20 protein-coding genes are annotated in these 18,619 nt (G+C 45.7%); 10 read left to right on the top strand and 10 right to left on the bottom strand.

Going from position 1 to position 18,619, the window contains the following annotated elements; all coding sequences use genetic code 11:
• Positions 1-32: 32 nt before the first annotated feature.
• Both pdhR and ampD read right to left on the bottom strand, forming a co-directional pair.
• The gene (gene pdhR / locus vsple_RS11490; RefSeq protein WP_255229938.1) at positions 33-800 is read right to left on the bottom strand and encodes a pyruvate dehydrogenase complex transcriptional repressor PdhR; all 768 of its coding nucleotides are present in this window, start codon (positions 798-800) and stop codon (positions 33-35) included.
• Between the two features lie 447 nt (positions 801-1,247).
• On the bottom strand, positions 1,248-1,796 hold the full coding sequence (ampD, locus tag vsple_RS11495; protein ID WP_255229937.1) for a 1,6-anhydro-N-acetylmuramyl-L-alanine amidase AmpD: 549 nt from the start codon (positions 1,794-1,796) through the stop codon (positions 1,248-1,250).
• 146 nt (positions 1,797-1,942) lie between these two features.
• Between ampD and nadC the strand changes: the two genes are divergently transcribed.
• The 8 genes from nadC (at position 1,943) to yacG (ending at position 9,100) form a co-directional block, all read left to right on the top strand.
• Positions 1,943-2,833 carry a carboxylating nicotinate-nucleotide diphosphorylase gene (gene nadC / locus vsple_RS11500; RefSeq protein ID WP_255229936.1) on the top strand — a complete coding sequence of 297 codons (891 nt, stop codon included), beginning with the start codon at positions 1,943-1,945 and terminating at the stop codon, positions 2,831-2,833.
• Positions 2,834-3,085: 252 nt separating this feature from the next.
• On the top strand, positions 3,086-3,538 hold the full coding sequence (locus vsple_RS11505) for a pilin (RefSeq protein ID WP_261882072.1): 453 nt from the start codon (positions 3,086-3,088) through the stop codon (positions 3,536-3,538).
• Positions 3,535-5,220, top strand: coding sequence for a type IV-A pilus assembly ATPase PilB (gene pilB / locus vsple_RS11510; protein WP_261882073.1), 1,686 nt, complete (start codon positions 3,535-3,537; stop codon positions 5,218-5,220). The genes vsple_RS11505 and pilB overlap by 4 nt, the downstream gene beginning before the upstream one ends.
• Positions 5,221-5,267: 47 nt before the next feature.
• Entirely contained in the window at positions 5,268-6,497 is a 1,230-nt protein-coding gene (locus vsple_RS11515) for a type II secretion system F family protein (RefSeq protein WP_261882074.1), read from the top strand.
• 62 nt (positions 6,498-6,559) lie between these two features.
• Entirely contained in the window at positions 6,560-7,429 is an 870-nt protein-coding gene (locus vsple_RS11520) for a prepilin peptidase (RefSeq protein ID WP_261882075.1), read from the top strand.
• Positions 7,430-7,433: 4 nt separating this feature from the next.
• Positions 7,434-8,042, top strand: coding sequence for a dephospho-CoA kinase (gene coaE / locus vsple_RS11525; protein WP_255229931.1), 609 nt, complete (start codon positions 7,434-7,436; stop codon positions 8,040-8,042).
• Between the two features lie 32 nt (positions 8,043-8,074).
• Positions 8,075-8,815 (top strand): cell division protein ZapD, encoded by a 741-nt coding sequence (gene zapD, locus vsple_RS11530; protein ID WP_255229930.1) that lies wholly within the window; start codon positions 8,075-8,077, stop codon positions 8,813-8,815.
• Between the two features lie 87 nt (positions 8,816-8,902).
• Positions 8,903-9,100 carry a DNA gyrase inhibitor YacG gene (gene yacG, locus vsple_RS11535; protein ID WP_032550156.1) on the top strand — a complete coding sequence of 66 codons (198 nt, stop codon included), beginning with the start codon at positions 8,903-8,905 and terminating at the stop codon, positions 9,098-9,100.
• A 447-nt stretch (positions 9,101-9,547) separates the two neighbouring features.
• Here the strand turns inward: yacG and rplS are convergent, their stop codons facing one another.
• The 5 genes from rplS to ffh all read right to left on the bottom strand — a co-directional run bounded on the left by rplS (position 9,548) and on the right by ffh (position 13,213).
• Positions 9,548-9,901: a 50S ribosomal protein L19 gene (gene rplS / locus vsple_RS11540; RefSeq protein WP_032549758.1), complete on the bottom strand. Its 354-nt coding sequence runs from the start codon at positions 9,899-9,901 to the stop codon at positions 9,548-9,550.
• 59 nt (positions 9,902-9,960) lie between these two features.
• Entirely contained in the window at positions 9,961-10,701 is a 741-nt protein-coding gene (gene trmD, locus vsple_RS11545) for a tRNA (guanosine(37)-N1)-methyltransferase TrmD (RefSeq protein WP_150869263.1), read from the bottom strand.
• Positions 10,702-10,728: 27 nt separating this feature from the next.
• Complete coding sequence (gene rimM, locus vsple_RS11550) at positions 10,729-11,283, bottom strand: ribosome maturation factor RimM (protein WP_032549760.1); 555 nt, start codon at positions 11,281-11,283, stop codon at positions 10,729-10,731.
• Between the two features lie 27 nt (positions 11,284-11,310).
• Positions 11,311-11,559 (bottom strand): 30S ribosomal protein S16, encoded by a 249-nt coding sequence (gene rpsP, locus vsple_RS11555; protein WP_004410028.1) that lies wholly within the window; start codon positions 11,557-11,559, stop codon positions 11,311-11,313.
• Positions 11,560-11,821: 262 nt separating this feature from the next.
• On the bottom strand, positions 11,822-13,213 hold the full coding sequence (gene ffh, locus vsple_RS11560; RefSeq protein WP_255229926.1) for a signal recognition particle protein: 1,392 nt from the start codon (positions 13,211-13,213) through the stop codon (positions 11,822-11,824).
• Between the two features lie 200 nt (positions 13,214-13,413).
• Here ffh and vsple_RS11565 point away from each other — a divergent pair, with 200 nt between their 5' ends.
• Positions 13,414-14,208, top strand: coding sequence for a cytochrome C assembly family protein (locus vsple_RS11565; RefSeq protein ID WP_255229925.1), 795 nt, complete (start codon positions 13,414-13,416; stop codon positions 14,206-14,208).
• 126 nt (positions 14,209-14,334) lie between these two features.
• A complete protein-coding gene (locus vsple_RS11570) occupies positions 14,335-15,624 on the top strand; it encodes an HlyC/CorC family transporter (protein ID WP_255229924.1) in 1,290 nt (429 codons plus the stop codon).
• 153 nt (positions 15,625-15,777) lie between these two features.
• Here the strand turns inward: vsple_RS11570 and luxS are convergent, their stop codons facing one another.
• Genes luxS through gshA form a run of 3 tightly spaced genes read right to left on the bottom strand, consistent with a single transcriptional unit; the run spans position 15,778 to position 18,540 of the window.
• The gene (gene luxS, locus vsple_RS11575) at positions 15,778-16,296 is read right to left on the bottom strand and encodes an S-ribosylhomocysteine lyase (protein ID WP_255229923.1); all 519 of its coding nucleotides are present in this window, start codon (positions 16,294-16,296) and stop codon (positions 15,778-15,780) included.
• 23 nt (positions 16,297-16,319) lie between these two features.
• Positions 16,320-16,961, bottom strand: coding sequence for a transglycosylase SLT domain-containing protein (locus vsple_RS11580; protein ID WP_420833780.1), 642 nt, complete (start codon positions 16,959-16,961; stop codon positions 16,320-16,322).
• 10 nt (positions 16,962-16,971) lie between these two features.
• On the bottom strand, positions 16,972-18,540 hold the full coding sequence (gshA, locus tag vsple_RS11585; RefSeq protein ID WP_261882076.1) for a glutamate--cysteine ligase: 1,569 nt from the start codon (positions 18,538-18,540) through the stop codon (positions 16,972-16,974).
• Positions 18,541-18,619 lie beyond the last annotated feature (79 nt).

An 18,619-nucleotide genomic window follows, 5' to 3' on the forward strand; every position in this document is an offset into this window, starting at 1 on the left:
GGATTCTACTAAACACGTAAAAAGCCGTAGGATTACGACTCTTTACCCTGTTGAATTCGACGCAGTGAACGTTCGCGACGCGACTCTTCTCTGGTCAAATCCAGCAATGTTTCTTCGATGTAAGCTAAATGAGAATGTGACATTTCACGCGCCTTTTCAGGCTGACCAGAAACAATCGCATCCACGATGTTAGCTCGATGTATACTCACTTTTTCCACAACGTCTTTTCGACGATGCAACAGCTTTAGATTTTCTAAGACATTTTGCTCAAGTAACGGAGCTAAACTGCGAACGATATGCAAAAGCACGACGTTATGAGCCGCTTCCGTTAAAGCGATAAGGAAAGCCATCACAGCTGCAGATTCAGCTTCAATATCGGTCTTTTCTTGCGCACCTCGAATGTTATCTAGGCATGCTTGAATTCGAGCAAAGTCTTCTTCAGTACCACGCAACGCAGCAAAATAAGCAGAAATTCCCTCCATCGCATGACGCGATTCCAACAAGTCTAGTTGGGTTTCGGAGTGAGTGGACAACAAATTCAGGAGCGGATCTGAAAAGCTTTTCCAGATATTTTCACTGACGAACGTTCCCCCACCTTGACGGCGAGTAAGCAAGCGCTTGGCTTCTAAACGTTGTATCGCTTCTCGGATCGAAGGACGAGACACATCGAACTGTTTAGCCAGTTCACGCTCTGGCGGCAGTTGCTGCCCGGGCGCCAGTGTTCCTTCCACAATCAACCTTTCTAACTCTTTTTCAATGACATCTGAGAGTTTTGGCTGACGAATCCTTTGATAAGCCATAGTTTGCTGTTCTTCTTTTTATGTGCTGGTAATTGGTAATACCAATTTTGATTGGTGCAGAAATTAACATAATTAAAACGCCACTGTCCAGCTCAAAATTGACCTGAATCATAGAACGCAGCATGAATTAACCATGATTTAACAAATGAAATTTAAAACAGCAACTAAATTGGTCTTACCATTTACAGCGTTAATACTATTGGGGAGTGCCCGTGCTAGAAAGTTTCAGGATAAAAATGAAATATTTCAGATTGATTAGGCTCTCTTGGTTAAAATTCAAACCAAGCGCACAGATTGAGAATAAATCCTATTAATAATTGTTCACATCTGGCCTTTTGAAAGATCCATCACACTCTTGAGGCGATAAAAAGGGCCTGCACCCAGAACAGTTACAAGCCCTTAACATCGGTGTAAAACCAATATGCCAATATAGGATTATCAGAATAGCTACAGAGTTAGGCGTTGACGGTACTTCACCCAATCAAAGGAGAGCCCCGGATCCGTTTTTCTTAATGGAGCGATGTATTGATGTCCTGTAATACGTTCTGCCGTGATCTGCGGAAAACGTTGGGTAATCGCATCGGTCAACTCTGCTAGTGCACGGTATTGCGATTCGCTGTAGGCGACAAAATCCGTCCCCTCTAGCTCAATGCCAATAGAATAATCATTGCAACGCTCTCGCCCAGCAAAGCTCGACTTCCCCGCATGCCAAGCACGGTCAAGGAAAGAGACAAACTGCACAATCTCCCCGCTTCTACGAATCAAACAGTGCGCAGACACGCCCATATTGTGAATGACTTTAAAAAAGGGGTGCTCCTCTGGATTGAGCTGACCAGTAAAAAACTGCTCAATATAAGGACCACCAAACTGTCCAGGTGGCAGGCTGATGTTATGTACCACCAGCAAAGAGACATCGTCTTGCTGAGGGCGAGCGTCATAGAAAGGGGACGGTAGATGTTTCGCGGCGCTATACCACCCAGTTTCGCTGATCATCATAAACGCCATACTCCTTACTCTTATTGCTCAATATATAATGACTATTCGTGTGAGCTCGACCTAACTCAAGGCGGGCTCAACTCTTTAATTTGCAGTGAAGCAAGAGTATCATTCCTACCCCACTCCCTTTCAAGATTAGATTTGCGATGAAAAACACACATAACAGCCACCAACGCCTTGACTACTTAAAAGAGCAGCTTCCATTAGAGATCTCTCGTGCAGTTGCAGAAACCATTAAAGAAGATCTAGGCGGCACACTGGATCCAGCGGCTGATATAACGGCAAGTCTAATCCCAGCTGACGCAATCAACAGCGCAACCATCATCACTCGCGAACATGGCGTATTCTGTGGTAAAGCATGGGCTGATGAGGTTTTTAAACAACTTGGCGGTGAAGTAACTATCGAGTGGAACGTAGAAGATGGTGACAAGGTTGAACCTAACCAAACGCTTTGCACCCTAACCGGTCCTGCTCGCGCTCTACTGACGGGTGAGCGCAATGCGATGAATTTCATTCAAACGCTATCTGGCTGTGCGACGGCAACAGCTATCTATGCAGACAAAATTAAGCACACAGAGTGCCGTCTGCTTGATACTCGTAAAACTATCCCAGGTCTGCGTAGCGCACTCAAGTACGCTGTAGCATGTGGCGGCGGTTTCAACCACCGTATCGGCGTGTTCGACGCTTATCTTATTAAAGAGAACCACATCATTGCTTGTGGTGGTATCGAAAAAGCCATCGCAACAGCAAAAGAGCTCAACCCTGGTAAACCGGTTGAAGTTGAAACGGAGAGTTTGGAAGAGCTTGAGCAAGCAATCAGCGCAGGGGCAGATATCATCATGCTAGACAACTTCACCACAGACATGATGCGTGAAGCGGTTAAGATCAACGCAGGTCGTGCAGCGTTAGAAAATTCAGGTAACGTGACACTAGACACCATTGCAGAATTTGCAGAAACCGGTGTTGATTACATTTCAGTAGGCGCATTGACTAAGCACCTTAAAGCGATGGATCTTTCGATGCGTTTCAAAGCGTAATCTATTGATTAAAAACACATTTGATATCAAAGGCACCCTTTCCTACGGTGCCTTTTTCATGTCTAGAACGTCACTAATGAGACATCTTATCTAACTTGATCGCATAATGTTATGCAGTATATGAAACAGGTTACTAATAAATTCAAAGCGACTCGCGCCCTTATCTGAACACCATTCCACACAAGATTACCGACTCTTATTCTAAATCCACCAAGTGCTTGCACTGTAACCAACAACAAATGGATTAGAACAATGAAAACAAGACAAACAAAGCAAAAAGGCTTTACGTTAATTGAATTGATGATTGTAGTGGCGATTATTGGGATTCTATCGGCTTTTGCTGTACCTGCTTATCAAAACTATACAATGAGAGCCCACGCCAGTGATATGTTGAATGCATCATCAGCCATGAAAACAGCTGTTGGCCTTTGTCTATCGGACAGCATTTCAGCAGGAAGTTGCACATCCGGGAAAAGCGGCGTACCAAATAAACAAATATTCTCAGGCTTTGAGGTTTTAGCAAAATTAAGTGGTGCTGCAACTGTCGTTGAATCTGCAGTGTCGGGAAGCAAAGGGTCGTTGCCAACATCAGCCAAAATAACGTTAACCTCCAGCAAAGATACAAGTGGAATTAGTTGGACTGTCAAATGTTCAGATACCGACAATAACGTGAATGCGTCCGACTGGTGTCCAGTTAAACAATGATAACCAACCTACCCACCGTTCTGCGTCAGGCTAACTTACTTAGCCTGGCTCAAGAACAAATCGTAGTGGAACACTTACAAGCTTCTGGTGGGTCAACACCGGAAGCTTTAATCACACATGGCTTGTTCAGTGCCGATAGCCTTGCCGAACAGACCGCACACCTCTTTGGCTTACCGTTAATATCACTCACTGATTACGACTATGAACCTCTGTGTGAACAGCTTGGGCTACGCGAACTCATCACTCAACACCGAGTCATACCGATCGCTAAATCAGCCTCTACGCTTACCTTGGCTTCTTCTGACCCAACCGACCTGTATGCTGAAGATGATTTTCGTTTTGCCACTGGACTGCAAATTGACTCAGTAGTTGCAAACTATCGTACTCTTGAAAGCGCAATTCGGCGACTTTATGGCAAAGCAATTACCAATGGTGATAGCAATCGCAAAGAGATAACCCAAGACGAACTCGCCCATTTGGTGGAGGTTTCTGATGATGAAGTCAGTACCGTCGAAGATCTTAGCCAAGATGACTCGCCCGTCAGCCGCTTCATCAATCAAATCCTAGTCGATGCGGTACGTAAAGGCGCATCAGATATCCATTTCGAACCTTATGAGGAGTACTACCGAGTCCGCCTACGTTGCGATGGCATCTTAATCGAAACCCAACAACCGGCAGCACATCTTAGTCGGAGACTATCAGCACGTTTAAAGATCATTGCTAAGCTTGATATTGCGGAGCGCCGTTTGCCTCAAGATGGTCGAATTAAGCTGAGGCTCAATCAAGAGATCGCCATCGATATGCGTGTCTCTACTCTGCCGACACTTTGGGGAGAGAAGATTGTATTGCGTCTGCTCGATAGCAGTGCAGCCAACCTTGATATTGACACTCTTGGCTACAGTGAACAGCAGAAATTACTTTATCTCAACGCGCTAAAACGTCCACAAGGCATGATTCTTATGACGGGCCCAACCGGTAGCGGTAAAACCGTCTCTCTTTATACAGGGCTTCGCATCCTCAACACCTCAGAAAGAAACATCTCTACCGCTGAAGATCCTGTAGAGATTAACCTTTGTGGCGTCAATCAAGTCCAGGTTCAACCCAAAATAGGCTTTGGCTTTGCTGAAGCGCTGCGATCTTTTCTGCGCCAAGATCCAGATATCGTGATGGTCGGTGAAATACGCGATATTGAAACCGCTGAAATTGCGATAAAAGCCTCCCAAACCGGCCACTTGGTACTCTCGACACTGCACACTAACTCAGCTGCAGAAACAGTCACACGCCTTGCACATATGGGGATTGAACCTTTTAACTTGGCTTCATCATTGAGCCTCATCATTGCTCAACGTCTCGCAAGGCGACTATGCCCACATTGCAAAATTAGAGACGATGACCAAACCATTTATCACCGTCATGCCATTGATGCTAACCACACGTTTTTTAAAGCGAATCCGAACGGCTGCAATGAGTGCAATCAAGGTTATGCCGGCCGTGTGGGTATCTATGAAGTGATGCCGTTTACTGACAAGCTCAAAGCCAGTCTCATCTCCCGCCCAAACGCGATCGAGATAGAAACTCTCGCTAAACAAGAAGGTATGCAGACTCTCCGAGACTCTGGTTTAGAGAAGCTGCTATTGGGTGTAACAAGCTACCAAGAGCTACAGCGTGTCCTTTATATCTAGATGCGCCTTTTATTATCTCCCCCTCGACCAACAACGGTGTGAAATTTATGGCAATCAAACCTAAACAATCACAACTCAAGAATTATCACTGGAGAGGCATTAACAGCTCGGGAAAGAGAGTGTCAGGGCAAACCTTGGCTCTTACTGAGCTAGAAGTCAGAGACAAGCTTCGCGAACAGCATATTCAGATCAAGAAGATAAAGAAAAAAAGTATCTCCGCGCTCACTCGCCTAACGAATCAGGTCAAAGCAAAAGACATCACCCTGTTAACACGCCAGTTAGCAACCATGTTAGGAACCGGAGTCCCAATCATCCAAGCGATAAAACTGGTGTCAGATAACCATAGAAAAGCTGAGATGAAATCGATTTTGTCGCAGATACGCAAAGGCGTTGAAGCTGGAACCCCTTTATCAAAAGCGATGAGAACCGCAAGCCGCCATTTTGATGACTTGTATACCGACCTTGTCGCAACCGGAGAGCTGTCTGGAAACCTCGCAGAAGTATTTGAACGACTGGCGACCTACCGAGAAAAGAGCGCGCAGCTCAAATCAAAAGTGGTTAAAGCGCTGATTTACCCTGTGATGGTAGTCATGACAGCCTTATTGGTTTCCTATTTGATGCTAACTAAAGTGATCCCAGAGTTCGAGTCCATGTTTTCAGGATTTGGTGCTGACTTGCCTTGGTTTACAGCTAAAGTCATGGAACTGTCTCACTGGATGCAGGCCTACGGCTTCTATACCTTTGTTGGTTTGGGTGCAGCAACTCTACTCTTCATCCAGGCCCGTAAACGCTCTTATGCCATTCGGCTTGCCACTAGCCGCATTGGCTTACGCATGCCCATTATCGGAGGTGTAGTCGCCAAGGCTTCAATAGCCAAATTCAGCCGCACGTTGTCAACCAGCTTCAGTTCTGGGATACCGATCCTGACAAGTCTTAGAACGACAGCCAAAACGACAGGTAACGTACACTTTGAATCCGCGATTACGGAAGTCCACAAAGAGACAGCGGCAGGAATGCCAATGTATATTGCGATGCGCAATAGCCAAGCCTTCCCTGAAATGGTACTGCAGATGGTGATGATAGGCGAAGAGTCTGGCAACCTTGATGATATGCTCAATAAAGTGGCGACGATCTATGAATTTGAGGTCGACAACACCGTCGATAATCTGGGCAAGATCTTAGAACCACTGATCATCCTTTTTCTGGGATCTGTTGTAGGGAGCTTAGTGGTTGCGATGTACTTACCGATCTTTAACTTAATGAGTGTGTTAGGATAGGCGACAATCAATGACAACACACTCATGGCTCTCGCCAGTTAGACCCCAGTGGACAGGACACTATGGAAGTATTTCACTACTATCCTTGGCTATTCCCCGTATTAGCTTTTATCTTCAGCCTACTTATCGGTAGTTTTCTCAACGTCGTTATCCATCGTTTGCCAATTATGATGCAACGAGAATGGCAGCAAGAGTGCTCTGAAAGCTTCCCTGATTACAAGATTCCGATGCCAAAGGGGACATACAACCTCAGCGTACCCCGTTCAACCTGCCCGAAATGTGAAACGCAGATTCGAGTCATCGATAATATTCCAGTATTCAGTTGGTTGGTTTTGAAAGGCAAATGTCGACAGTGTTCGAATCCTATCAGCCCTCGCTACCCTTTGGTTGAGCTACTCACTGCGGTGATGTGTAGCTTCGTTGCGGCGCATTTTGGTTTCGGTTACTACACAATCGCACTGATCTTTTTTACCTTTGCCTTAATATCAGCGACCTTCATCGACCTCGATACCATGCTACTGCCCGATCAAATCACGCTACCATTGGTCTGGTCAGGTATTGCGCTTGCGCTGTTTGGCATCAGCCCTATCACCCTTCAAGACTCAGTCATAGGAGCAATGGCTGGCTACTTAGCGCTATGGTCAGTCTACTGGCTATTCAAACTCCTAACGGGCAAAGAGGGCATGGGCTATGGTGATTTCAAACTTCTTGCCGCATTAGGGGCTTGGCTTGGTTGGCAACACCTACCCATGATCATCTTGCTCTCTTCGCTGGTTGGCCTCGTGTTTGGCTTAATTCAGCTGCGATTGAAACAGCAAGGCATCGACAAAGCCTTCCCTTTTGGTCCTTATCTCGCCATTGCCGGTTGGATCAGTCTAATTTGGGGCGAGAACATTATGGCTTGGTATTTTACTTCGGTTTTAGGAATTTAATTTTATGGCTACCATTATTGGTCTCACTGGCGGTATTGCTAGCGGAAAGACCACCGTTGCTGACCTGTTTCAAAAGCACTTCAACATCGATATTGTCGATGCCGATATCGTAGCACGTGAAGTCGTTGCGCTAGGCAGCGACGGATTACGTCAGATCACTGAACATTTTGGCGAAGCAATCCTTTTAGAAGACGGGACCCTCAACCGAGCGAAACTTCGTAAGCAGATCTTCAGTCACCCAGAAGACAAAGCTTGGTTGAATGCGCTGCTTCATCCAATGATTCGTAATAAGATTGAACAAGAGCTGACAAACATTCGCTCTCCCTATGGTTTACTCGTTGCACCTTTACTGATTGAAAACCAGATGCAAGGTATGGCAGATCGCGTTTTAGTTATTGATGTTCCTAAAGAAGTTCAGATTCAACGCACCATGAACCGAGACAATGTCTCTGAAGAACAGGTCAACGCGATCCTCAAATCACAAGCTTCACGAGAACAGCGTTTAGCGGTTGCGGACGACGTGATTAAAAACCATACTAAAAACCAAGATCTTTTGCCTCAAATCACAGATTTACATCAAAAGTATCTAGCAATAAGCACGCAAGATCGGTAAAAATAGTCTTATGTTGAATGAAGGTTTGCTTGATGATCACTCATAAATTTGAACATCCTCTAAATGAGAAAACACGTATCTACTTAAGAGTGGAATCCCTCTTGAGGCAGCTGCACCTGTCTTCAACATTTTCAGATGCTCAACAGTACCAATTGTTCTTTCGTTCAATCTTCGATCTGATTGAGATCTTTGAACAAATTCAACTAAAGAGTGAACTGGCAAAAGACATTGAGAAGCAGCGTGTCACGTACAAGAGCTGGCTCAATGTCGAAGGCGTCGATCAGGAGATGCTCACTTCACTGCTAGAAGACATCAGCAACATCTACCGTGAGCTAATGCTGGCTGAACGCTTTGGTCAGTCTCTGAAAGAAGATCGCTTCCTAAGTGCTATTCGTCAGCGTTTCAACCTACCCGGTGGCTCATGTTGCTTTGATCTACCGGCTCTGCACTATTGGCTGCATCTTCCTCTTGATAAGAGAATGAATGATGCTAAAGCTTGGATGGATAGCTTACAACCTCTGTATGACGCCCTAAACCTATGGTTAAAGTTAACTCGCGAAACGGGGCACTTCCAACCGCAAATCGCTCGTGCGGGCTTCTTTCAAAGCGATGCGGAAGAGGCGAACATCTTACGCCTCTCAATTCCAATGCAGTATGGCGCTTACCCAATGATTTCAGGACACAAAAACCGCTTTGCCGTGAAGTTTATGTGCTTTGAAAGCGGTCAGGCGTGCACTCAAGATATCGAATTTGAATTAGCTGTCTGCAGCTAGCTTATTTGTCGCTAAATACCTTATTAAAGTTGGCTTGAGCCATGCTCAGGCCTACAATTCTAGAACCACACCCAACTAAGAACCATTATGTCTAAGAAAATCACCATCGTTAAATGCCCACAATGTCAGACTGATGTTGAGTGGGGTGAGCAGAGTCCACATCGCCCTTTCTGTAGCAAACAGTGTCAGATGATTGATTTTGGTGAGTGGGCCGACGAAGAGAACAGTATCGCGGGTGCTCCCGATATGTCGGACAGTGATGGTTGGTCGGAAGATCAGTACTAAGTTCGAGATTCGAGATTCGAGATTCGAGATTCGAGATTCGAGATTCGAGATTCGAGATTCGAGATTCGAGATTCGAGATTCGAGATTCGAGATTCGAGATTCGAGATTCGAGATTCGAGAAGAATTATTAAAGGGTTGGCGTTTGCGTCAATCCTTTTTTATTGCCGATTGTTTGGTGTTTGCCAAAAGAGATTCCCTACTCCTTCCTTCGTCAGTCTAGGGAATGACGGTTATTCCGGGCTTTAAAATTAAGTTCATCACTGCCGCCTTAAGCGTAGCCTATTTACAATAAACACCCACCATCCTACTACGTAATGTTATCTATTCGTCATCCCCAAGAGTGAGGAACGAGCGAGTTGGGGATCTCTTGCTTTCGAAACTCTAAATAACGCGCACAAAAAAGCGGAGCCAAATGGCTCCGCTTTTATCGATAGAATGCAAAAAGAATTACTTCTTAGCAAGCTTCTCTTTAATACGAGCAGACTTACCAGAACGCTCACGTAGGTAGTACAGCTTGGCACGACGTACTGCACCGCGGCGTTTAACTTCAATGCTATCAACCATTGGAGAGTGAGTTTGGAACGTACGCTCAACACCTTCACCGTTCGAGATCTTACGAACTGTGAATGCAGAGTGAAGACCACGGTTACGAATAGCGATTACAACGCCTTCGAAAGCCTGTAGACGCTCACGGTCACCTTCTTTTACCTTAACCTGAACTACAACAGTGTCACCTGGTGCGAATTTAGGAAGGTCTGATTTTAGTTGCTCTTCTTCAAGAGCTTTAATGATGTTGCTCATTTGTATAAATTCCTAGAATAAACTGATACTAAATTTAATAGGTTACTGCTTGCTTTTCGTTAAGAGCGTTGCTCTTTAATGAATTCAGCCAGTAATTGTTCCTGTTCGTCAGTCAGAGCTAGGTTTTCCAGGAGTTCTGGTCTTCTTAGCCAAGTACGGCCCAGCGATTGTTTTAATCGCCAGCGACGAATGTCCTTATGGTTTCCAGACTTGAGTACCGAAGGCACCTCTTTATCGTCTAGCACCTCAGGGCGCGTATAGTGAGGGCAATCTAACAAACCATTTGCAAAAGAGTCCTCTTCTGCTGACGCGAAATCACCTAGGACTCCCGGAATAAACCGTGAGACCGAGTCAATTAGCGTCATGGCCGGCAGTTCGCCACCCGTCATCACAAAATCACCAATCGACCATTCTTCGTCCACTTCAGATTGTATGATGCGCTCATCTACCCCTTCGTAGCGACCACAGATAAGAAGTAAATTCTCATTTGTTGCCAGCTCTTCAACACCTTTCTGGTCGAGCTTGCGACCTTGAGGTGAAAGATAGATAACTTTCGTTTTCCCCGGTGATGCTTGCTTGGCAGTGTGAATAGCGTCGCGCAAAGGCTGCACCATCATCAACATGCCAGGACCACCACCGTAAGGTCTATCATCAACAGTGCGATGTTTATCGTGAGTGAAATCGCGAGGATTCCATGTCTCAATCGATAAAAGACCTTTTTTAACCGCTTGACCTGTTACTCCAAAATCAGTAACAGAACGGAACATTTCAGGAAAAAGGCTAATTACGCCAACCCACATGTGTTCTCTCGCTCTGTAATTTTGGAATTAGAATCCAGGATCCCAGTCAACTTCGATCCGTTGAGCTTCGCGATCAACTTTTTTGATCACTTGCTCTTCAAGGTACGGTATTAACCGTTCCTTTTGGCCAAAAGCATCTTTAAGATTTGCTTTCACCACGAGAACATCGTTTGAGCCAGTTTCTAATAGGTCAGTGACCTCACCAAGGGAATAGCCCTTAGTGGTAACAACTTGCATACCAAACAATTCACGCCAGTAGAATTCATCTTCTGACAATTCAGGTAGTGATGCCGGGTCTACAGCGATTTCAAAGTTAGTCAGAGTATGAGCTTCTTCACGAACCTCAAGCCCTTCAAGCTTACACACCATACCTTTGTTATGGCGCTTCCAGCTTTCAACATTGAACTCAACCCACTTACCCTTTTGGTTAATGTACCAAGGGGTGTAATCGAATATGCTTTCAGCATTGTCTGTGTAGGAAAAAACTTTCAGCCAGCCGCGAATGCCATAGGTAGCACCAAACTTGCCCATAACAATTTTTTCGTCTTGCTTGCTCATCGTTTCTTTATCCTTCATCGACATAAGCTATGTCTTCTACTTAAAGTAAAATTAAGCCGCTTTTTGAGCGTCTTTAACTAGCTTAGCTACGCGGTCAGATAGAGATGCGCCTTGACCAACCCAGTGGTTAACGCGATCTAGGTCTAGACGTAGACCTTCTTCTTGACCTTGAGCAGTAGGGTTAAAGAAACCTACTTTCTCGATGAAACGGCCAGTTGCTGCATTGCGGCTGTCCGCTACTACGATTTGATAGAATGGACGCTTCTTAGCGCCGTGACGTGCCAAACGAATGGTTACCATGTCGTCCTCTTTGCTTTCTTAATAAATAAATTAACCCCAGAAGCTACTTATCAATAAATAACTTGGGGTCTCGTGCCAAATTAAAGCCCCGGAATTTTACTCTTATTCCGGGGCAATGCAAGGGGTTTAGCTATTTTTTCGCCAACAGAGTCTCTGTACACTTTCTGTGACAGAGCTAACACTCTGAAAAGTAACGCAGCAAGCATTTCACTGACTACGCAAACTTAGGCGGTGATAGCTCAAACTTAATAGGAAGAAGGACTTAACGACCGAATGGGTTGAAACCACCACCCATGCCGCCACCGCCCATGCCACCCATCATACCTTGCATGTTACGCATCATGCCTTTCATGCCACCTTTCTGCATTTTCTTCATCATCTTCTGCATCTGGGTGAACTGCTTAAGCAGACGGTTAACATCTTGTACCTGAGTACCAGAACCTGCCGCAATACGTTTCTTGCGTGAGCCTTTAATAAGCTCTGGGCGCTGACGCTCTTTCATAGTCATAGAGTTGATGATCGCTTCCATTTGCTTGAACATCTTGTCATCAACTTTATCTTTTACGTTGTCTGGTAGCTGAGACATACCTGGAAGCTTATCCATCATGCCCATCATGCCGCCCATGTTTTGCATCTGACCTAGCTGCTCACGGAAGTCTTCAAGGTCGAAGCCTTTCTTCTCTTTGAACTTCTTAGCCAGCTTCTCTGCTTTCTCTTGGTCTACGTTCTTCTGTAGGTCTTCGATAAGAGACAGAACGTCACCCATACCTAAGATACGAGAAGCTACGCGATCTGGGTGGAATGGTTCTAGTGCGTCGGTTTTCTCGCCCACACCTAAGAACTTGATTGGCTTACCTGTGATATGACGAACAGAAAGCGCCGCACCACCACGTGCATCACCATCAACCTTAGTTAGGATCACACCTGTTAGCGGTAGTGCATCACCAAAGGCTTTCGCTGTATTCGCCGCATCTTGACCTGTCATTGCATCAACAACGAACAGAGTTTCAACTGGGTTAATCGCCGTATGAAGCTCTTGGATCTCACCCATCATCTCTTCATCGATGGCTAAGCGACCTGCGGTATCGACAAGTAGCACGTCGTAGAATTTCTTCTTCGCGTGGTCAATGGCTGCATTTGCAATGTCGATAGGCTTTTGGTCGGCAGACGATGGGAAGAAATCCACGCCGACATCCGCAGCCAATGTTTCAAGCTGTTTGATCGCCGCCGGGCGATAAACGTCGGCAGAAACAACCAGTACTTTCTTTTTGTCACGCTCAGTTAGGAGCTTAGATAGCTTACCTACCGATGTGGTTTTACCCGCACCTTGTAGACCGGCCATCAAGATCACTGCTGGCGGCTGCGCAGCTAGGTTAAGAGCCTCATTCGACTCACCCATTACCGCTTCAAGCTCAGCCTGAACGATCTTAATAAATTCTTGGCCCGGTGTTAGAGATTTAGAAACCTCAACACCTACCGCGCCTTCTTTAACGCGCTTTACGAAATCACGGACAACCGGCAGTGCAACGTCGGCTTCCAGTAACGCCATACGTACTTCACGTAGCGTATCCTTGATGTTGTCTTCGGTCAGACGACCTTTACCGCTGATATTCTTCAGCGTTTTGGATAGACGATCCGTTAAATTATCAAACATAGTTTTCTCTTCGCTCAATCCTGCGACTATTACCGAGAGTATACATTAGCGTGGAATAGAGTCACACCCGTTGTCAGCGGTTAATACTGACGGTGTGTGATATAGGGCGCTGTTCACTAATAAATGAGTGAGGTTCACCATAGCCCAAAAGGGCGATGCAGGGTATAATTCGCGAATTAGTAATCATTTAAATGGATACCATGGACAGTCTAATTGCGATCGCAGCAGCCTTTCTATACACAATGGCTATATCCACGATCATCCCAGGTCTTGTACACCAAACAGGAATCCGTGCCAAAACGGTACTGGTGAGTGCGTTTCTTGCTATCGCTTTTCATGCGTGGTTGCTGGGCGACTTAATCTTTAACGCCGGCGGTCAAAACCTCAGTATTCTCAATGTTGCCTCATTGATAAGCTTCATTATCTCGCTGGTCATGAGCGGGGCAATGCTTAAAAACCGCCTCTGGTTTATTCTCCCTGTTGTGTACAGTTTTGCAGCTCTAAACTTGTTAGCCGCTGCGTTTCTTCCAAGCACCTTCATTAAGCATTTAGAGAACGATCCTAAACTGCTGATGCACATTTCATTGGCGCTGTTCTCGTACGCAACTCTGACCATCGGTGCTCTGTATGCGATGCAACTGGCATGGCTCGATTATAAACTTAAGAAGAAAAAGGCACTGGTCATCAACCCGAACCTGCCGCCATTGATGATGGTTGAAAGGCAACTGTTCAAGATTATTCTTATCGGTAACGGTCTGCTTACCGGTACGCTTCTTACTGGTTTTATTTTTGTTCAAGACATGTTCGCTCAAGGTAAAGCACACAAAGCGGTGCTCTCTTTTGTCGCTTGGGTAATCTACTCAATTCTACTTTGGGGACATTACCAAAAAGGTTGGCGTGGCCAGAAAGTGACTTGGTTTGCGCTAGCGGGTGCCACCTTACTGACGCTGGCCTACTTCGGTAGTCGCTTTGTTCAAGAAATTATCCTGAATTAATCGTTCAATATGAAAGGCAAGGTTCACACCTTGCCTTTTATGTATGGCATACTTTACATTCAGTTGACATCCCGACTTGCATCGGTCATAAATTAATCAAGATACAAATTTAGGAAAGTAATAGTTTTGGACGACATATCTACGGGTATCTTATTTGCGCTACTCGCGTGTCTCATTGTAATTTCTGGTTATTTCTCTGGTTCTGAAACGGGCATGATGTCCCTGAACCGCTACCGCTTGAAACACCTCTCCCAGTCGGGACATAAGGGTGCGCGTCGTGTAGAAAAACTTCTCAGTCGACCTGACCGTCTGATCGGTCTTATCCTTATCGGCAACAACCTCGTTAATATTCTCGCTTCAGCCATTGCTACCATCTTAGGTATGCGTATTTATGGCGACCTAGGTGTGGCTATTGCAACCGGTGCCTTAACCTTAGTGGTGCTGGTTTTTGCTGAAGTGACTCCAAAAACCATCGCCTCGCTTTACCCCGAACGTGTCTCTTACGCCAGCAGTATTGTATTGACGATATTGATGAAGGTGCTATCACCACTCGTACTCTTGGTCAACTTCATCACTAACGGTTTTATTCGCATCATAGGCGTGAAAGCGGATCATGATGCAACCGACCACCTAAGCTCTGAAGAGCTAAGAACGGTCGTGAATGAAGCAGGAACTCTGATTCCACAACGCCACCAAGATATGCTGGTCTCTATCTTAGATTTAGAGAACGTCACGGTGAACGACATCATGGTGCCTCGCAATGAGATCACGGGTATCGACATCAATGACGATTGGAAATCTATCGTTCGACAACTGACCCACTCTCCTCATGGCCGCATCGTGCTGTACCGCGATCAGATCGATGAAGTAGTTGGGATGTTGAGATTACGTGAAGCGTACCGCTTGATGTTAGAAAAAAACGAATTCAACAAAGAGACACTGCTGCGCGCCGCTGATGAGGTGTACTTCATTCCAGAAGCGACACCACTCAATATTCAGCTACTAAAATTCCAGCGCAATAAACAGCGTATCGGTCTGATTGTGGATGAGTATGGTGATATCAACGGCCTAGTCACGCTAGAAGACATCTTGGAAGAGATTGTTGGTGAGTTCACAACCTCGATTGCGCCAAGCCTCTCGGAAGAGATTACGCCGCAAAGCGACGGCAGCTTCCTCATTGAAGGCAGCGCCAATATTCGAGATATCAATAAAGGCCTTCAGTGGAGCTTGCCAACTGACGGCCCAAGAACTCTCAACGGTTTAATCCTAGAGCATCTCGAAGACATTCCAGAGAGCCACTTAAGTGTTCAAGTGGCGCATCACCCAATGGAGATTGTGGAACTGGAAGAGAATCGCATTAAACTGGTTCGTGTTTTCCCTCAGATACTGCAAGAGACCACCAGCTTCAATACATAGTGTCACTCGACAGACACAATGTATCAGACAAACAAAAAGCCCTGTTCAACTTTATCCTTACGGGATCAGTTTAGAACAGGGCTTTTCTATTTCATTCACGCACGATAAACGTGTTAACGAACGAAAAAGCTTGTTGAAAATGAAAAGAGGAACTTAGTCTACTTTCAATTCTTTAAGCATAGATTCTGGCAGCGCCAGTTCATCATTCTTATTCACTGAGATACCTGCCTCAATAATCGCCTTAGCAATCTCTTTTGCTTCTTCTAGAGAGTGCATCGCTGCTGTACCACATTGGTATTCATTCAGCTCAGGAATCTTGTTTTGACTCTCAACTTTCAGCACGTCAGCCATTGCTGCCAACCAAGCGTCAGCCACTTGCTGCTCTGAAGGTGTACCGATCAGGCTCATGTAGAAACCCGTACGACAACCCATTGGTGAGATATCGATGATTTCAACTTGCTCGCCATTTAAGTGTGCACGCATAAAGCCAGCGTAAAGGTGCTCAAGAGTGTGAATTCCTTTCTCTGACAGGATATCTTTATTCGGTGCAGTAAAACGTAAATCGAATACTGTGATCGTATCTCCCTTAGGAGTCTGCATGGTTTTTGCCACACGTACCGCAGGTGCATTCATGCGTGTGTGATCTACAGTAAAACTATCTAATAAAGGCATTCTTCTTCTCCATGACGGTCGATTTAAAAAAACCAACTCCGATTGTCTTCCAATTCTTGGCGGCACTGCTTCAGCTGCCAGCCATAATCTTTCGCTTGCTGCTCAACTCTGCGAGCCACCTTAATTAACGACGGCTTGCTGTTATAGGTTTTACGCTTGTAACCACCACGACCTTCGTGGTAAGCCAAATACTGATTGTACGGGTCCCACAAAGAGAGCCCTAACTGACGACGTGTTTCACTGGTGTACCAACCGATGAACATCAATGAATCATCAAAATTCGTTCGAGAGCCACCATGCCCTGTCGATTTTTGAAAGTCTTGCCAAGCAGGGTCTTGCGCCTGCGCATAACCATAAGCACTGCTAACATGTCCCCACGGGATAAAACCTAGCAGGTAATCTTTCGGTGGACGCGCATCGTGACGAAAGCTGCTCTCTTGTTTCACAAACGCCATCGCCACATTAATTGGTGTACCCCACTCTTCTTGCATATCGACAGCATCATCATACCAAGAAGGGTTCTCTCGAAAGATACTACACAGGTTATCTTGCTTCTTAGGTGGAGGCGTTGCACAACCAGCTAAGAGGCTAACAGCAACGCCCGTAGTGACCCAAGATAACCGTTGGCGACGCTTGTTTATTAATACGGCTTGAATCCTTTCCACCACAAACTCGCTATGCTTTAAGATAAGAGAAGTAATCAGCCAAGAAGCTATCAAAGTCTTGAGTGCTTGCCTCTTCCACCTGCTTCTGCGCCATTACTGAACGCGCAACCTCAGATTCCATCAGCTCTGCTGAGTAGACTTGGTATTGGTGATCGCGGTGCTTCTGAGCGTACTCTTTACCTAGCTCACAGCCAACCTTGCCTAAACCGCCGTGCTTCTTAGTCTCTTCTAGTAGTTGGCCAGAAATCGTCAGTTCTGGGTTATCAATCCAAGCTTCTAGAGTATCGCATGTCTCTTGGTAAGCTCTACCATCCTGCTCAGCATCCATCAATTCTGCAATCACGCGAAGATCTTTAAAGACGCGCTTCGCCCAATCTTGCAGCGACAGTTTCTCGCCGTGGCAACCGATTTGCAGCTCAAGCCCGACTTGACGACCTTCAAGGATCACCTTGTTCCAGTTGTCGCGCCAGCACTCAAGTTCACAGTTGTCCATTTCAGCCGACTCAGATAGAACACTCCAAGTTAGGAATAGGTCTAGGAAGCGAACCTGCTGCTCAGTGATACCAATCGAGCTGAACGGGTTAACATCCAATGAACGAACTTCAATGTACTCAACACCGCCGCGCGCGAGCGCTTCAGACGGCTTCTCACCACTTTTCGCCACACGTTTAGGGCGAATTGGTGCGTACAGTTCATTCTCGATCTGCAGAACATTACTGTTCAATTGACGGTACTCATCATCAACCTTAATACCGATTTGAGCAAACTCTTGTGATGGTGTACGAATCGCTTTGTTCAACCCTTCAAGATATTGCTCTAGGCTGTTGAAACCAATCTTAAGCGCACTTTGCGCGCTGTTGGTGTAGCCAAGGTCACTTAAGCGCAGTGCCGTTGCGTTTGGCAGATACAAGGTGCCACCTAGCTGTTCAAACGGTAGCTTGGTTTCGCGGCCTTTGATGAATGAAGAGCATAGAGCAGGTGATGCACCAAAGAAGTACGGGATCAACCACCCAAAGCGGTAGTAGTTACGAATCAAACCGAAGTACGCATCCGATTTAGCATCGCTACGTTCTTGTTCAGTTTGCTCACCAAACAAGCTATCCCAGAAGCTTTCCGGGAACGAGAAGTTAAAGTGAACTCCTGAAATGATCTGCATTAGGCTACCGTAACGGCGCTTGAGACCTTCACGATATAGAGTCTTCATTTTACCCGTGTTCGACGTGCCATATTGAGCCAGCTGAATGTCATCTTCGCTACCTACGTAACAAGGCATTGACAGGGGCCATAGCTTTTCACCATTTAACTTGGTTTGAGTAAAGTGGTGAATGTCTGATAACTGGTTTAGAAGTGTCGGAACATCATTCGAGACCGGCGTAATGAATTCGAGTAACGATTCAGAAAAGTCTGTTGTTACCCACTCGTTGGTTAACGCAGAACCTAAAGCTTCAGGGTGAGGACCAGTCGCTAAGCGACCATCTTCCTTGTAGCGGAGCGTTTCCCTCTCAACACCACGACCAAATTGAGAAAAGGTCTTTGGGTTGGTTGCAACTTGCTTCAGTCGCGCAGCAAAATCAGTCAAAATTCAGTTCACTTATCTTATATCGTTCTGATTAGAACTATCATAATTGGTGGGGAGAGAAAAACAGCTTCTCTCTTTT

Origin of the sequence: Vibrio pelagius (assembly GCF_024347575.1) — a bacterium.
GTDB classification, from domain to species: domain Bacteria; phylum Pseudomonadota; class Gammaproteobacteria; order Enterobacterales; family Vibrionaceae; genus Vibrio; species Vibrio pelagius.

What these genes read in the sequence shown, in the direction of transcription:
- pdhR (WP_255229938.1), bottom strand. Translation starts at nt 800, where the DNA reads ATGGCTTATCAAAGGATTCGTCAGCCAAAACTCTCAGATGTCATTGAA.
- ampD (WP_255229937.1), bottom strand. Translation starts at nt 1,796, where the DNA reads ATGATGATCAGCGAAACTGGGTGGTATAGCGCCGCGAAACATCTACCG.
- nadC (WP_255229936.1), top strand. Translation starts at nt 1,943, where the DNA reads ATGAAAAACACACATAACAGCCACCAACGCCTTGACTACTTAAAAGAG.
- vsple_RS11505 (WP_261882072.1), top strand. Translation starts at nt 3,086, where the DNA reads ATGAAAACAAGACAAACAAAGCAAAAAGGCTTTACGTTAATTGAATTG.
- pilB (WP_261882073.1), top strand. Translation starts at nt 3,535, where the DNA reads ATGATAACCAACCTACCCACCGTTCTGCGTCAGGCTAACTTACTTAGC.
- vsple_RS11515 (WP_261882074.1), top strand. Translation starts at nt 5,268, where the DNA reads ATGGCAATCAAACCTAAACAATCACAACTCAAGAATTATCACTGGAGA.
- vsple_RS11520 (WP_261882075.1), top strand. Translation starts at nt 6,560, where the DNA reads ATGGAAGTATTTCACTACTATCCTTGGCTATTCCCCGTATTAGCTTTT.
- coaE (WP_255229931.1), top strand. Translation starts at nt 7,434, where the DNA reads ATGGCTACCATTATTGGTCTCACTGGCGGTATTGCTAGCGGAAAGACC.
- zapD (WP_255229930.1), top strand. Translation starts at nt 8,075, where the DNA reads ATGATCACTCATAAATTTGAACATCCTCTAAATGAGAAAACACGTATC.
- yacG (WP_032550156.1), top strand. Translation starts at nt 8,903, where the DNA reads ATGTCTAAGAAAATCACCATCGTTAAATGCCCACAATGTCAGACTGAT.
- rplS (WP_032549758.1), bottom strand. Translation starts at nt 9,901, where the DNA reads ATGAGCAACATCATTAAAGCTCTTGAAGAAGAGCAACTAAAATCAGAC.
- trmD (WP_150869263.1), bottom strand. Translation starts at nt 10,701, where the DNA reads ATGTGGGTTGGCGTAATTAGCCTTTTTCCTGAAATGTTCCGTTCTGTT.
- rimM (WP_032549760.1), bottom strand. Translation starts at nt 11,283, where the DNA reads ATGTCGATGAAGGATAAAGAAACGATGAGCAAGCAAGACGAAAAAATT.
- rpsP (WP_004410028.1), bottom strand. Translation starts at nt 11,559, where the DNA reads ATGGTAACCATTCGTTTGGCACGTCACGGCGCTAAGAAGCGTCCATTC.
- ffh (WP_255229926.1), bottom strand. Translation starts at nt 13,213, where the DNA reads ATGTTTGATAATTTAACGGATCGTCTATCCAAAACGCTGAAGAATATC.
- vsple_RS11565 (WP_255229925.1), top strand. Translation starts at nt 13,414, where the DNA reads ATGGACAGTCTAATTGCGATCGCAGCAGCCTTTCTATACACAATGGCT.
- luxS (WP_255229923.1), bottom strand. Translation starts at nt 16,296, where the DNA reads ATGCCTTTATTAGATAGTTTTACTGTAGATCACACACGCATGAATGCA.